The 12,287-nt window shown below is 61.9% G+C and carries 11 protein-coding genes and 1 pseudogene; 5 read left to right on the forward strand and 7 right to left on the reverse strand.

Features of this window, described 5'->3' with window-relative positions:
* The first annotated feature begins 231 nt into the window (after positions 1 to 231).
* Both INT29_RS19455 and INT29_RS19460 read left to right on the forward strand, forming a co-directional pair.
* Positions 232 to 879, forward strand: coding sequence for a hypothetical protein (locus INT29_RS19455; protein WP_193073202.1), 648 nt, complete (start codon positions 232 to 234; stop codon positions 877 to 879).
* 13 nt (positions 880 to 892) lie between these two features.
* Positions 893 to 1,372: a hypothetical protein gene (locus tag INT29_RS19460; protein ID WP_193073204.1), complete on the forward strand. Its 480-nt coding sequence runs from the start codon at positions 893 to 895 to the stop codon at positions 1,370 to 1,372.
* Positions 1,373 to 1,389: 17 nt separating this feature from the next.
* Here the strand turns inward: INT29_RS19460 and INT29_RS19465 are convergent, their stop codons facing one another.
* Together INT29_RS19465 and INT29_RS19470 are read right to left on the reverse strand one after the other, a co-directional pair.
* The gene (locus tag INT29_RS19465; RefSeq protein WP_101573600.1) at positions 1,390 to 1,833 is read right to left on the reverse strand and encodes an NUDIX hydrolase; all 444 of its coding nucleotides are present in this window, start codon (positions 1,831 to 1,833) and stop codon (positions 1,390 to 1,392) included.
* Between the two features lie 21 nt (positions 1,834 to 1,854).
* Positions 1,855 to 2,481: a DNA-3-methyladenine glycosylase I gene (locus INT29_RS19470; RefSeq protein ID WP_193073205.1), complete on the reverse strand. Its 627-nt coding sequence runs from the start codon at positions 2,479 to 2,481 to the stop codon at positions 1,855 to 1,857.
* 91 nt (positions 2,482 to 2,572) lie between these two features.
* Between INT29_RS19470 and INT29_RS19475 the strand changes: the two genes are divergently transcribed.
* Positions 2,573 to 3,457 carry an aspartate dehydrogenase domain-containing protein gene (locus tag INT29_RS19475; protein ID WP_193073206.1) on the forward strand — a complete coding sequence of 295 codons (885 nt, stop codon included), beginning with the start codon at positions 2,573 to 2,575 and terminating at the stop codon, positions 3,455 to 3,457.
* A 119-nt stretch (positions 3,458 to 3,576) separates the two neighbouring features.
* Here INT29_RS19475 and betT read toward each other — a convergent pair whose 3' ends face one another.
* The 3 genes from betT to INT29_RS19490 form a co-directional block, all read right to left on the reverse strand.
* Positions 3,577 to 5,646, reverse strand: a complete 2,070-nt coding sequence (gene betT, locus INT29_RS19480; protein ID WP_101573594.1) for a choline BCCT transporter BetT — start codon at positions 5,644 to 5,646, stop codon at positions 3,577 to 3,579.
* Positions 5,647 to 5,879: 233 nt separating this feature from the next.
* Positions 5,880 to 7,259, reverse strand: a complete 1,380-nt coding sequence (locus tag INT29_RS19485; protein WP_193073208.1) for a short-chain fatty acid transporter — start codon at positions 7,257 to 7,259, stop codon at positions 5,880 to 5,882.
* Positions 7,260 to 7,387: 128 nt separating this feature from the next.
* Entirely contained in the window at positions 7,388 to 8,767 is a 1,380-nt protein-coding gene (locus INT29_RS19490) for an NAD-dependent succinate-semialdehyde dehydrogenase (protein ID WP_193073209.1), read from the reverse strand.
* A 177-nt stretch (positions 8,768 to 8,944) separates the two neighbouring features.
* Here INT29_RS19490 and INT29_RS19495 point away from each other — a divergent pair, with 177 nt between their 5' ends.
* Positions 8,945 to 9,298 carry a nuclear transport factor 2 family protein gene (locus INT29_RS19495; protein ID WP_101573588.1) on the forward strand — a complete coding sequence of 118 codons (354 nt, stop codon included), beginning with the start codon at positions 8,945 to 8,947 and terminating at the stop codon, positions 9,296 to 9,298.
* Positions 9,299 to 9,360: 62 nt separating this feature from the next.
* Here the strand turns inward: INT29_RS19495 and INT29_RS19500 are convergent, their stop codons facing one another.
* On the reverse strand, positions 9,361 to 10,299 hold the full coding sequence (locus tag INT29_RS19500) for a 3-hydroxyacyl-CoA dehydrogenase NAD-binding domain-containing protein (RefSeq protein WP_193073210.1): 939 nt from the start codon (positions 10,297 to 10,299) through the stop codon (positions 9,361 to 9,363).
* Between the two features lie 118 nt (positions 10,300 to 10,417).
* Here INT29_RS19500 and INT29_RS19505 point away from each other — a divergent pair, with 118 nt between their 5' ends.
* Positions 10,418 to 11,281 (forward strand): hypothetical protein, encoded by an 864-nt coding sequence (locus tag INT29_RS19505; RefSeq protein ID WP_193073212.1) that lies wholly within the window; start codon positions 10,418 to 10,420, stop codon positions 11,279 to 11,281.
* Between the two features lie 388 nt (positions 11,282 to 11,669).
* Here INT29_RS19505 and INT29_RS19510 read toward each other — a convergent pair.
* A pseudogene (locus INT29_RS19510) lies at positions 11,670 to 12,287 on the reverse strand (hypothetical protein); the annotation flags it as partial.

Here is a 12,287-nt window from a genome sequence, read left to right on the forward strand (position 1 = left end):
GCGACTCGCCTTGTTTGAAATTCATCGGCCTACACTCTCGTTTGCGAAGAGCCAGTTTTCTCAGCAATAGCTCAATCAGCACCGCGACTATTCCGCGAAGACATTATGGTCGATTGTCACCACAGTTCTCTATTCCCGAGGCGATGATCCGTTTCACTGCCCGCGGACGAATTCAAACAGCACCCAATGACACATAAACATTCGCATTCAACATTCGTTTGGAGAATACTTATGCGCGCATCGAGATGGCGGACACCCTTGGCTGTGACAGCCGCCGCCTGCATTCTGGGAACCACTTTGCTGCCTGGCCCCGCCGTGGCAGACGAATACGCAGACGGTGTGCCGACGGTCGTCGACATTCGTCCGCGGGCCGTTGCCACCACCGATTTCATCACCGACAACGACGCCGTGACCATCACGGCCACAGGTTTCCTGCCAGGTGAGGAGGTCCAACTCGACATCGTCTCCACACCGCCGGGAGTCGAAGCCATCCACGACCGAAGACGAGCTCGCGCAGATGGAACCGTCGCGTTTGCAATAGGCGGTTCACCTGGCAGACCGATCAACACCTATGCGGGCGGCTACCAGGCGGAGGTCACGTCGGAGCAGAGCATGGACGAGGAGCACCTGAGTGAATCGTTCTCGGTCCTGCCCGTCATCCCCGCCAGCGGCGCCGATACCGGTGCTGGCACCGGCGGAGCCACGACCCGGATGGGAAGCATCGGACCTTTCGCCAGAAACGGACTTCAAGTCTCGCCGAGTCCGGGCCTCTCGGTCGTCGGCGTCGGCCTGAGCTTACTCACCCTCATCTTCACCTCAGCGGCGACAGGAGTCGTGGCACGAAGGACCCAGAAATCGGCGACCGATGACCGACAGTAAGGACAGACAACGCATGACTCTTCCAGAGCAGATGATCCGAATCGAACTCCTCAACTCACGGATCACGCGAACCAATGCTCTCTACGCTCGCTTCTACGGACCGCTGTGCCTGCTGGTCATCTCACTGACATTCTTCCCCTACTACGAATCGGAATCTGGCAGCTCGATCAACTATGGAAACCTATGGCAGGAGGTAGCTCGGCTTGGACCCGGCTACGACCTGATGGCGTTGCTGGTCGTCCTCCTGACAGCATTGCTGCTGGCTCTCGCCGCGGCGGGAAAACTGTCGACGAGTGGTCTGATCGCGATACTGGTGGGGTCGATCCTGGTCGCTTCCACGCTCTTGCAGTCCCCCGGATACGTTGACCCTCCACCCTATACGGACTTCGGTGTCTTCAGCATCGTCCTCGGCTTCCTCATATCCGGCCTGGTGCTGGGACATGCCGTCCACCTGTTCGTCCTCGAATTGGCGTTCCAACGCCGAGGTGTCTGAGCTTCACCACGATATCCTCACCGTGTGAGCAGGCCTCGTTCTGCAAGAGCGGGAACGACCTGCAGACGAGTCAGCGGAGCGAACTGCCGTTCAGAAGTGTCTGCCGGCATCGGGTCGTAGGGAAACCACGCGGCCTCCGCGATTTCGGCCTGGTGGTTGATGCAATCGACGTTGAGTTCAGCGGGCAGGCCTTCGTAGCAGAACACGTCCCCGATCACCTGATGATCAGCTTCATTGGCGGCATCTGCGGCGAAGGTGCCCAGCGGGAAGAGGTGGTCGGCCTCCAGGACGAGGCCGAGCTCCTCGCTGATCTCCCTGATGATCGTCGCCTCGGCACTCTCACCGACTTCAGGCTTGCCACCAGGAAGCATGAACGACGATGTCCCCTCCTTGCGCACCATGAGCAGAAACGGTTCGTACGGGTGCAGCAGGACGAGTGCACTGACTCGGATATCGTTCATTCCAGCCTTTCATCGGCTTCGTCAGTCGTTCCAGATTCCGGACGCACCTCGGCGATGGGATCCGAGGACGTGCGTGTCAACCATACCGATCGCTTCCATGAGCGCGTACATGGTGGTCGGCCCCACGAACCGGAATCCCTTCTTCTTCAGGGCTTTCGACAGCGCCAGGGACTCGGGGCTCGTTGTGGGCACATCCCTCAGACTGTGGGGACGCGGCGTGGTCTCAGGCTGGAAGCTCCAGATGAAATCGCCGAGGCCACCGTCATCGCGCATCGCCAATGTTGCCTTGGCATTGCCGATGCAAGCTTCGATCTTGCCGCGGTGTCGGATGATTCCGGGATCGTCGAGCAGGGCTTCGATCTCGGACTCGCCGAACTTCGCCACCGCCTCGGCGTCGAAGTGTCTGAATACCTCGCGGAAGCGGTCGCGCTTCTTCAGGATCGTCAGCCACGACAATCCAGCTTGGAAGCCTTCGAGGCTCAGTCTCTCGAACATCCCGGACTCGTCACGGACGGGCATGCCCCATTCGGTGTCGTAATAGTCAAGCAGCAGCGGATTGCCGTAGGCCCACGGCGTTCGGGCGATCCCATCGTCGCCGACCACTGCATCGTCAGCGGTTGGCCCATCGCCGGCAGTCGCCTCTGTCATCGATACTCCTTCCTCGCCTCGCCCATCCACACCTTTACGGTACCCCGAGGCACTGACAGTGCATGTCCATGGCGATGTGTACCCTGATCTCATGAGACCAGAGGCGGAAGTGACAACGGTGGCGATGATCGGGTTCGGGGCGATCGGACGACACGTCTCGCGCCTGCTGAGCCCCGAGATCTCGAGCGGACGTCTGAGGCTGACCGCCCTGGTCCGGAACCTCGACAAGCACGCCGAGCATCGTGATCTGGGCGCCGATCTGATTCAGGTTGAGAATCCCGAGGATCCGCGCTGGGCTGATCTCGCTCCCGCTGCTGTGGTCGAATGTGCAGGTGTTCCAGCCGCTGAAACTTATGGTCCGGCCGTGGTGGATGCCGGCATTCCGTTCGTCCTCACCAGTGTCGGTGCCCTTGCCGATCGGCCGACCAGGCGCTCACTGCTGGCCGGGCCGGGTGACCTGCATGTGACGAACGGGGCGATCGGTGGGCTCGACGTCCTCGAAGCAGCCGCCCAGGCGCAGGCCCTGGAGACGGTCTCCATCACGACGTCGAAGGCTCCTGGCGGCCTGATCCAATCCTGGATGCCTGCCGAGGAAGTTCGCCGGCTGACGGAACTGACCCCCGAAGATGGGCCGTCGACGATCTTCACCGGCTCCCCCGCCGAGGCGATTGTGAAGTTCCCCGCCAACGTCAACATCACCGTGGCGCTTGCCTGGGCAACACGGGGGCTCGGATTTGATGCGGACGCCGACGACGAACTCATGGAGACGGCACTGCGCCGGACGTGTGTGGAGATCCGTGCGGATCCCCGCCAGAAGGATTCCCATCATGAGATCACTGCGACGGGAGAAGCAGGAGACTTCGCGTTCTCCATCTCGTCGACCCCGAGCCCGGAGAACCCGGCAACCAGCGGCCTCACCGCAATCTCCGTCACTCGCACCCTGCGGGCCTGTCTGGAGGGCCTCAGACGGCGTTGAGCCCGGCACCTGCCTGTGGTCAGGCAAGCACCGGGCTCAGCGAAACAGTCGCCTGTTTCATACGGACGTCAGACGAACGCCTGCGTCAGACGAGGGTCAAAGTCAGTCGTCGATCTAGATCAATCGTCGTGGTTGAGGATGTTCTCCTGCAGCTGCAGGAACTCCACGTGGCGACCGTACTTGTCGAGGACGTCATCGATGATCTGTTCCTTCGAATAGCCCATGATGTCGTAGCCCTGTCCGGTTCCGCCATCGAGATAGACCTCCATCCGGTAGTAGTCCTCCGTGCCACGCGGGACGCGCCCACCGAACGAGGGCACACTGACCTTGTGAGGCCAGATCTGGTAGCGGAACGGATACCGCCCCTCACCGTCGACTTCGAGCTGGATGAGTTCGCCGTCGTCGACGAACTGTCCTTCTGAGTCGACGCGTCCGCAACGGGCCGTGATACCACGTTCGGCCATCTCCGCCGCAACCTCTTCCAAGGTGGGTGTCAGGACTTCGCGTTCGAACGCGCGTGTCTTGCTGCCGCTGGGGAAGGACAGGACACGACCCAACTGACGCTGCCAGGGCTCATGTTTGTCGCCCGAGCGAGAACGTCGGGCAAGAGATCCCGGCAGGCTCTGGTCGGCGCTGTCGACACGATGGGCTTCTACCCGCAATGCCTTGTAGAGGCCGATCATGACGAGGATGACGACGAACGCGAAGGGCAGGCCCATGACGACCGTTGCATTCTGCAGTGCACCCACTCCGCCGACGATGAGCATGGCGATCGTCAGCGCACCGGTGGCCAGAGCCCAGAAGATGCGCAGTCCCGGACGACCGTCGTCCTGCGGCGTCGGCAGACGTGAGGAGAGATTTGCCATGACGAGTGACGCGGAGTCAGCTGTGGTGACGTAGAACAGCAGCGCCGTGATCGTTGCGAGCGCGGCGATGACGAAGAATCCCGGGTAGTTCGAGAGCAGCTCATAGAACCCACCTTCGGGGTTGAGCATCGTCTTCTCACCGAACTCCTTATCACCATTGCGGATCAAGTCGAGAGCAGAGTTTCCATAGATCGAGATCCACATGAAGATGTAGATGAACGGAATCGTCAGGGTACCGAGGACGAACTGGCGGATCGTACGTCCGCGCGAGATTCGTGCAAGGAAGAGCCCGACGAATGAGGCGAAGGCGATCCACCAGGCCCAGAAGAACAGAGTCCAATCCGTCATCCATGTTCCGGTGTCTTCGAAGGCGAATGTCTGACCCGCCATGTTCGGGAACATTCTGATGAAGTCGAAGACGTTGAGGACCAACGCGTTGAGCAGGAACTGGGTGTTACCTGCGATGAGGACCCAGAGGCTCAGAGCCACTGCGAGGAAGACGTTGAGGATCGAGAGGAACTTAATTCCCTTGTCCACGCCTGACACTGCCGAGAGTGTGGCCACTGCGACACCGACGACGACGATGCCGACCTGCGAGCCCACACCGATCGGGATGCCGAAGACGGTGTTGAGACCGACATTGACCATGACCACGCCGATGCCCAACGAGGTGGCCACACCGAAGACGGTGCCCAACAGTGCAGCAATGTCGACGGTGTCGCCGAGAGCTCCTTCGACACGTTTGCCGAAGATCGGAGCAAGTGCCGACCGAATCGCCAGTGGCATGTTCATCCGGTACGCGAAGTAGGCCAGGGCGATGCCCATGAGGGCGTAGAGACCCCAACCGCTGATGCCGTAGTGGAACAGGGTCCACACTGTAGCTTCGCGCGCCGCGTCAACGGATTCCGGCTGTGTGCTCGGCGGTGCCAGATACTGGGTGACCGGTTCGGCGACGGCGAAGAACATCAGGTCGGTACTGATGCCGGCGGCAAAGAGCATCGAGGCCCACGCCAGCAGCCCGTATTCGGGCTTCGAATGCTCGGGGCCGAGTTTCGTATTGCCGTACTTCGAGGCCGCCAAGTAGATGACGAAGACGAGGACAGCGGCGACGAGGAGGACGTAGAACCAGCCGAACCAGTCAGAGGTCCAACCGACCACGGCGCCGAGCACAGCCTCGGCGTTCGTCGGGGCGAAGAAAGCCCAGAGAGTGATGGCCAGGGTGCCAAGGGCGGCCGCGATGAAAACCGGCTTATTCACCGGAGGCAGCACGGCCTTCACCCCCGTCTTCGGCCTCTCTTCGGACTTGTCCACTGTGGCCGTCATCTGCTCACTCCTTCAGCGGACGATACCTCGCCCACATCGATTTCCGTGTTTCGGCGCACCGGAATCACCGGTGACAGCCAACCATGTAGGCTACCATATCGTAACCGTCGGTAACCGGATAGGGGGCTGACAGCGACTTCGCCGGGGACCTTGGCACCAGCCCTACGCCGGACCGCCTCAATCACATCACTATTCGCACCTCTTCGCTCACGTCCTATCGCCCTAGCCTCACCTCACAAAGAGACGAGGAATAGAGCCAGAGCCATGACCACACCGGAACCGAGGAAGGTCACCGAGGTGTAGCCGAGGATGTCACGCATCTTCAGTCCCGCGATGGCCAGGACCGGCAGAGCCCAGAAGGGCTGCAGCATGTTCGTCCACTGATCGCCGTAGGAGACCGCCATGATCGCAATCGAGGGATCGACTCCCAGCTGATTGGCTGCGTCGAGCATGATCGGTCCCTGGACGGCGAACTGCCCGCCGCCCGACGGGACGAAGAAGTTGACGAGGCCGGCTGAGAGCAGCGCGAGGACGCCGAAGGTCGACGGGTTCGCGATCGAAACGAGGGCGTCGGAGAACACTGCGATAAGGCCGGTGCCGGACATGATGCCCAGAATTCCTGCGTAGAGGGGGAACTGGAGCAGGATCTCACCGACGTTCGAGGCGGCTTCCTTCGTCAGGTGGATGAGTTCGAAGGGGTTCTTCACGAGCAGGAAGATGAGCGCAAGGAAGGACCAGTTGACGATGTCCAGCGTCAGTCCCCCGCCCTGGGCGAAGTGGATGATCAGGTAGATCACGAGTGCCAGACCGACGACGAGGGTGAGGATCCGCGAGGCGTCGATGCGGTCGGCCGGAGTCACGACCTCCTCGTCGATGGTCGATCTGGATTCCGAGGTGATCGCCTCGGGCAGCTCGTAGACGGGTGCGCCCTTCTTCGGCGCGATGAGAAAGAAGAGGGCACCACAGACCACAATGACGCCGAGGATGGCGAGCAGATTCCATGTGGAGAAGATGGTCTCGCTGACGGGGACGACCTCACCGCCCAGGGATTCTGCCAAGAAGGAATCGGGTGTCGCGGCTGTCAGCGGGCCCGAACCGGAGTAGCCCATGTGCCAGACAACGAAGCCGGAGTAGCCGGCGGCCACGAGCAGCGGGAAATGGACCTTGATGCCGCGGCTGCGCGCCTGGACGGCTATCTCTCGCGCCAGCAGTGCACCGACGACGAGGCCGAGGCCCCACGTGATGAGGCTGGCGATCGCTGCCACGAGGAAGACGAAGACATAGGCGAAGGCCGGGCTGCCGGGGACCCTGGCCAGCCATGTCAGCAGCTTCTGGACGGGACCGGTGTTCGCCAGGATGTGGCCCAGCAGCAGGATGAGACACATCTGGGTCATGAACTCGAGGAGTCCTGCCAGTCCCTCACCCCAGCCGGTGACGACCTCGACCGGGCTGGCTCCGGTGAGGATGAACGCCAGGACGGCGACGATGAGCGTGAGAACGATGGCGAACGTCAGCGCTGACGGAATCCACTGTTCGAGGAAGCGGTTGATCGGACGCATGAATCCTTTTGAGGCCGCTGCGTTGACCTGTGTCGACGGCTTCGATGCCGGCATGAGATCCTCCTACTGAGAAAAGACTGAGTATGACCTCAGCATACAATCAGGGCGTTGACTGCTTGTGCGGTCAACGCCCTGAGAGCAGAAAGACGACTCTGCCGACGCGGTGCGTCGAGAGCTCAGTCTCAGTTCTTCGTGAACACCAACTGCTTGTTGACGAACTCGTCCATGGCCAATGGCCCCAGCTCACGGCCGACGCCGGAACGCTTCACACCACCGAAGGGCAGGTACTCACGGCTGCCTTCGGGGGCGTTGAGGAAGACCATGCCGGAGTCGATCTGGGAACCGACGCGCTCTGCCCGCTCCAGGTCTGTGGAGAATACAGCCGCACCGAGGCCGAACGGGGTGTCATTGGCCATTTCGACAGCCTCTTCCTCACTGCTGACCTTGTAGACGATGACGGCGGGACCGAAGAGCTCTTCATAGTAGCCGCGCATGCCCTTCTCCACATCGGCGAGGACGACGGGTTCGACATAGGCGCCGCCACCGTCGTAGCGTCTGCCGCCGGCGAGCAGAGTGGCGCCGTCCTTGACCGTGTCCTGAACCTGCTCGATGAAGCGATCGGCGGCCGCGGTCGATGACAGCGGGGACAGGCGGGAGCCTTCATCACCGGGCTGCTCGGGCGTGAACTTCTTGGCCGCCTCGGTGATCGAAGTCAGGAACTCGTCGTAGACATCATCCATGACGATCATGCGCTTGGGCGAGTTGCAGGCCTGACCGGTGTTGCCCATGCGGGTCTTGAAGAAGATGTTCGCGCTCTTCGCCACATCAGGAGTGTCGAGGAGGATGTAGGGATCGGATCCACCAAGCTCGAGGACGACCTTCTTGAGGTTCTTACCGGCTTCGGCGGCCACAGCAGCACCAGCACGTTCGGACCCGGTCAGGGACACTCCATGGTTGCGTGGGTCAGGGAGGATGAGATCCGCGACCTGCTCGTTGCTGGCGTAGATGTTGATGTAGGCGCCCTCGGGAAGACCTGCTTCGATGAAGATCTCTTCCATGATCTGAGCCGAGCGGGGACACTGCGGAGCATGTTTGAGCAGGATCGTGTTGCCCAACGCCAAGTTGGGCGCTGCGAAGCGTGCGACCTGGTAGTAGGGGAAGTTCCAGGGCATGATTCCCAGCAGTGACCCGACCGGCTTGCGGCGGATCATCGCGGTTCCGTCTTCGGGTCCGCGCAGGGGCTCATCGGCCATGAAAGCTTCGGCATTGTCGGCGAAGTAGCGGTAGATTGCGGAGCTCAGTCCGACCTCGCCCTTGCCTTCGGGGACGGCCTTGCCCATTTCCAGCTGGATGACCTGCGCCAGCTCTTCAGCCCGCTCCGCGTAGATTTCGGAGACTCGAACGAGGATCGCAGCGCGATCGGCCACGCTGGTCTGACTCCATTCGGTGAAGGTCGTCGCGGACCGGTCAAGGGCGGCCAGGATCTCTGAGTCGGTGGCGGTGGCGAACTCTTCGGCGACCTCTCCGGTTGCCGGGTTGGTCACGCGATACATGGTGGACATGTCGAGCCTCATTTCTGCGGGGGTTATTGACCTCAATCCAACGGCCCGGAACCGACGATCAGGCACCAGACGACGAATGGATTCATCTCCCACGCTATGGCCCAATCACCTCGGCGGCAATTCCCCATCCCACCCCTTGAGCTCAAACTCGAATGTGATCGCTGTTACTGTGTTGCCATGGACAGTGTGACTGAACTCGTGAAGCGCTACTACTCCACCGTCGACGCCGGAGATGCGGGTGCCACCTCAGCCCTCTTCGCGGCCGAAGGTCACTACGATCGGCCCGGATACCCGACCATGATCGGAACGCAGATCACCGACTTCTACCACGGTGAGCGCGTCATCGAGTCGGGCGCGCATTCGCTGGCTGAGATCCTCGTCGACGGCGACCGCGCTTCCAGCCGCGGCGTCTTCACCGGCCGTCTCAAGGACGGCACGCAGACCTCCGTGGGCTTCGCCGACTTCTTCCTCTTCGACACCGAGGGCCTCATCGCCGAACGCACCACCTACTTCTACCAAGCCGCGGTGTAGCCAGCCGTCTCACTCCGGAGAGTAGCGGCACCTCACTGCCACCTCGCTTCAGTGAGCGCGTCTCACTCCTCTTGTGACTGCGTGCCACTCTGGCGACGTGCCTCGAGCACGGAGCGCTGAGCTCGGTCCCTCGCCTCGGCGGCGGCTCGGCTCGGCGTCTGGCCATAGGCTTCTTCGACCTGTGCATAGACATCGGCCATCCCGTCATCGCTGAGGTCGAGTGGAAGCTCGCCGATTTCAGCGAATGATGTGCCGATGTGGTCCATGAAACCGCGGATCCCTGCATCTCCCCCTCCGAGGTGCATCGCCTCGAACTGCCCCACCGCGGACCAGCGCAAGCCCAGAGAATTCTTCATCACCGCATCCAGGTCAGGTGCTGAGATGACACCGTTCTCCACCAGTGAGATCGCCTCCTTCATCAGCGCGTTCTGCAGCCGGTTGCCGACGAAGCCGCGAACTTCCCGGTTCAGAGCCACGGGTTCACGTCCGCAGCTGCGGTAGAACTCGAGGGTCCGTTCAACGGTGTCCGGACTGGTCGCCGGTGCCGGGACCACCTCGACGAGCGGCATGAGATGAGGCGGGTTGAACGGATGCCCGACGATGACCCGGGCCGCGGCTTCCGCCGGTAAGTGCCGTGCGATCAACGATGCGGGGATGGTCGACGAGGAGGTCGCGAAGACCGCGTCGTCCGGGGCGGCAGCAGCGATCTGGGCGAACAGCTGCGGCTTGGCCTGCGGATTCTCGGGCCCCGATTCCTGCACGAACGAGGCCTCGGCCACGGCTGCCTCGACGGATTCGGCGAGGCTGACGGACCCGACTTCGGAGGCGAGCATATTCTCGGCGGCAGCGTCGGCACTGACGTCGGCCTGCAACTCGGTGACCACCTCGGCGAGGTCTGGCCTGGGGTCGAAGACCCGCACCGGATAACCGGATCGGGCGAACAGCCAAGCGAAGGAACGGCCGATTGTTCCGGCCCCGATGACAGCAACACTGAAGCTCATGGCTTCAGGTTATACCTGCCTGCTGCTCTCGGTCTCCACCCGTCTGCACCAGCACCGATGCCTCAGATATCGACGTTGCAGTACATTCAGAAGCCGAGTTCGGTGGCACAATGTCACCATGACACCGCGCGAAGGATTGACAACAGTGGACTCGGAGATCATTGCCCTGGCCGAGGACGAATACGCGGCAGCAGCAGACGCCGCGCGGATCGAGGTGCGTGAGATCCACACCGCCGCCGAGGCTGCCGAAGCCGCCCTGCTGCTCGACGAAGTGTGGAGCGTCGACGAGACGGGCACCAACGTCCTCGAACCCGGGCTCATCGTGGCCTTCGCCCATGCGGGCAACTATGTCTCTGCCGCCTACAGCCTCGACGAGCCCGACGAGATGATCGGGGTGACGATCGGCTTCTTCGGCCAACCGCTGGGAACCGTGATGCATTCGCATATCGCCGGTGTGCGGCATCAGGTCATCGGCCGCGGCGCGGGCTCGGCGATGAAGCTGCATCAGCGCCTGTGGTGTCTCAACCTCGGCATCACGGAGATGACCTGGACCTTCGATCCGCTGGTGGCACGCAACGCCTACTTCAACTTCCAGCGTCTGGGCGTTGGAATGGTCGAATACCTTGAGGACTTCTACGGGCAGATGCGCGACGGCGTCAACGCCGGTCAAGCCAGTGACCGCATGGTCGTATCCTGGCCGCTGGACAAGCCTGCCCGGGCCACCCTCGCCGAGGCGGACGACGCCTTCGAGTGCCTGCGCAGTGACGATAGCGGCGAACCTGTGGTGGCTGAAGTGCCCAAGGAAGCTTCACTGGTCTCCCTCGACTTCCCCTCCGACATCGAGACGCTGCGCGGCCAAGACGCTGAACTTGCTTCGCGCTGGCGGGAAGCCCTGCGCGATTCGCTGACAGCTCTCGTCGCCGACGGCTGGGCCCTCGACACCTGCCTCAAGGGCGGAACCTACCTGCTCCACCATCCCTGAGCGGCGCCTGCCCTCGCCTCACCAGCCTTCAGCTCATCCCGCCCAGCCCTGAGCCTGCACCTGCGCCCCCAGCCCTGAGCCGCGCGGGTAGGGTCTGGCGCGGCGTTCAATTACCCGACAACGGCGGAGGACCGCCCGTGCACCAGCCGCAGCAAAGCAGCTTCGCTGAGCCGCCGCACGCACCCCGAAACTCGGGTACCGCGCTGACACTCGCCCGACTTACCGAAAAACGCCTCGGGCACCCGGCTGCTTCCCCGAGAAACGGGTGTCGCTCTGAGACATCTATGTGCACAACCGGTATTCGGGAGAAGCACCGTGTTGCGGTGCAGCGTTGCATCAGATCTCGACTGGCTTGGCCCGCATTGGCCCCCTCGCTTGAGCGAAGGTTCTAGCCGACTCGTTGAGCCAAAGTCTGCCGCTGATGCTTGATCATCAATGAGTCGATGCAGTTTTTGATCGCGGTGAAGTTTCCTGGGCGGAATAGGTCACCGAATGTCAGATTGAAGACTTGGTATCCGGCATTGAGAAGATTCATGTTGCGCTGATGGTTCTGTTTTGCAGCTTCATCGGGACCGTCAGGGTGGAGATAGTACTTCCCCACTCCGTGGACCTCAACCACGACTGGAACCGTATCGTGTTGGAAGTCATTGCGCCCAATGAGCTTACCCGTGGCGGACCGAACATCAACCTGGGGAACCATCCCGGTGATCCCGTGTCTGTGGAACTTGACTGCACAAAACGACTCGGACGGCGCTTCGTAGGCAGCGCCTGAGAGTTCCAACGCCACGTGCGCCCGCCGCAGGCCACGCCTCCCGTTCTTCAGATACCGGCGAATATCATCGGCGCTCACCCCGCGATCTCTCATCGACTGTGAAATCAGGGGAACCGAGACTTCAAGACTGTGATCGAGAGCGACGTCTGCGAGCGTGCGGGTCAAAGTGGTGATCGGATTGGTTGGGTCCCCGAGTAGGAGTCCGGTGACTATGTGAGTTTCGCATCCGATAAT

Origin of the sequence: Brevibacterium sp. FME37, assembly GCF_014897485.1 — a bacterium.
In the GTDB taxonomy this organism is placed as follows: domain Bacteria; phylum Actinomycetota; class Actinomycetes; order Actinomycetales; family Brevibacteriaceae; genus Brevibacterium.

Coding starts and splice junctions, on each gene's coding strand:
- INT29_RS19455 (WP_193073202.1), top strand. CDS start 232: ATGCGCGCATCGAGATGGCGGACACCCTTGGCTGTGACAGCCGCCGCC.
- INT29_RS19460 (WP_193073204.1), top strand. CDS start 893: ATGACTCTTCCAGAGCAGATGATCCGAATCGAACTCCTCAACTCACGG.
- INT29_RS19465 (WP_101573600.1), bottom strand. CDS start 1,833: ATGAACGATATCCGAGTCAGTGCACTCGTCCTGCTGCACCCGTACGAA.
- INT29_RS19470 (WP_193073205.1), bottom strand. CDS start 2,481: ATGACAGAGGCGACTGCCGGCGATGGGCCAACCGCTGACGATGCAGTG.
- INT29_RS19475 (WP_193073206.1), top strand. CDS start 2,573: ATGAGACCAGAGGCGGAAGTGACAACGGTGGCGATGATCGGGTTCGGG.
- betT (WP_101573594.1), bottom strand. CDS start 5,646: ATGACGGCCACAGTGGACAAGTCCGAAGAGAGGCCGAAGACGGGGGTG.
- INT29_RS19485 (WP_193073208.1), bottom strand. CDS start 7,259: ATGCCGGCATCGAAGCCGTCGACACAGGTCAACGCAGCGGCCTCAAAA.
- INT29_RS19490 (WP_193073209.1), bottom strand. CDS start 8,767: ATGTCCACCATGTATCGCGTGACCAACCCGGCAACCGGAGAGGTCGCC.
- INT29_RS19495 (WP_101573588.1), top strand. CDS start 8,945: ATGGACAGTGTGACTGAACTCGTGAAGCGCTACTACTCCACCGTCGAC.
- INT29_RS19500 (WP_193073210.1), bottom strand. CDS start 10,299: ATGAGCTTCAGTGTTGCTGTCATCGGGGCCGGAACAATCGGCCGTTCC.
- INT29_RS19505 (WP_193073212.1), top strand. CDS start 10,418: ATGACACCGCGCGAAGGATTGACAACAGTGGACTCGGAGATCATTGCC.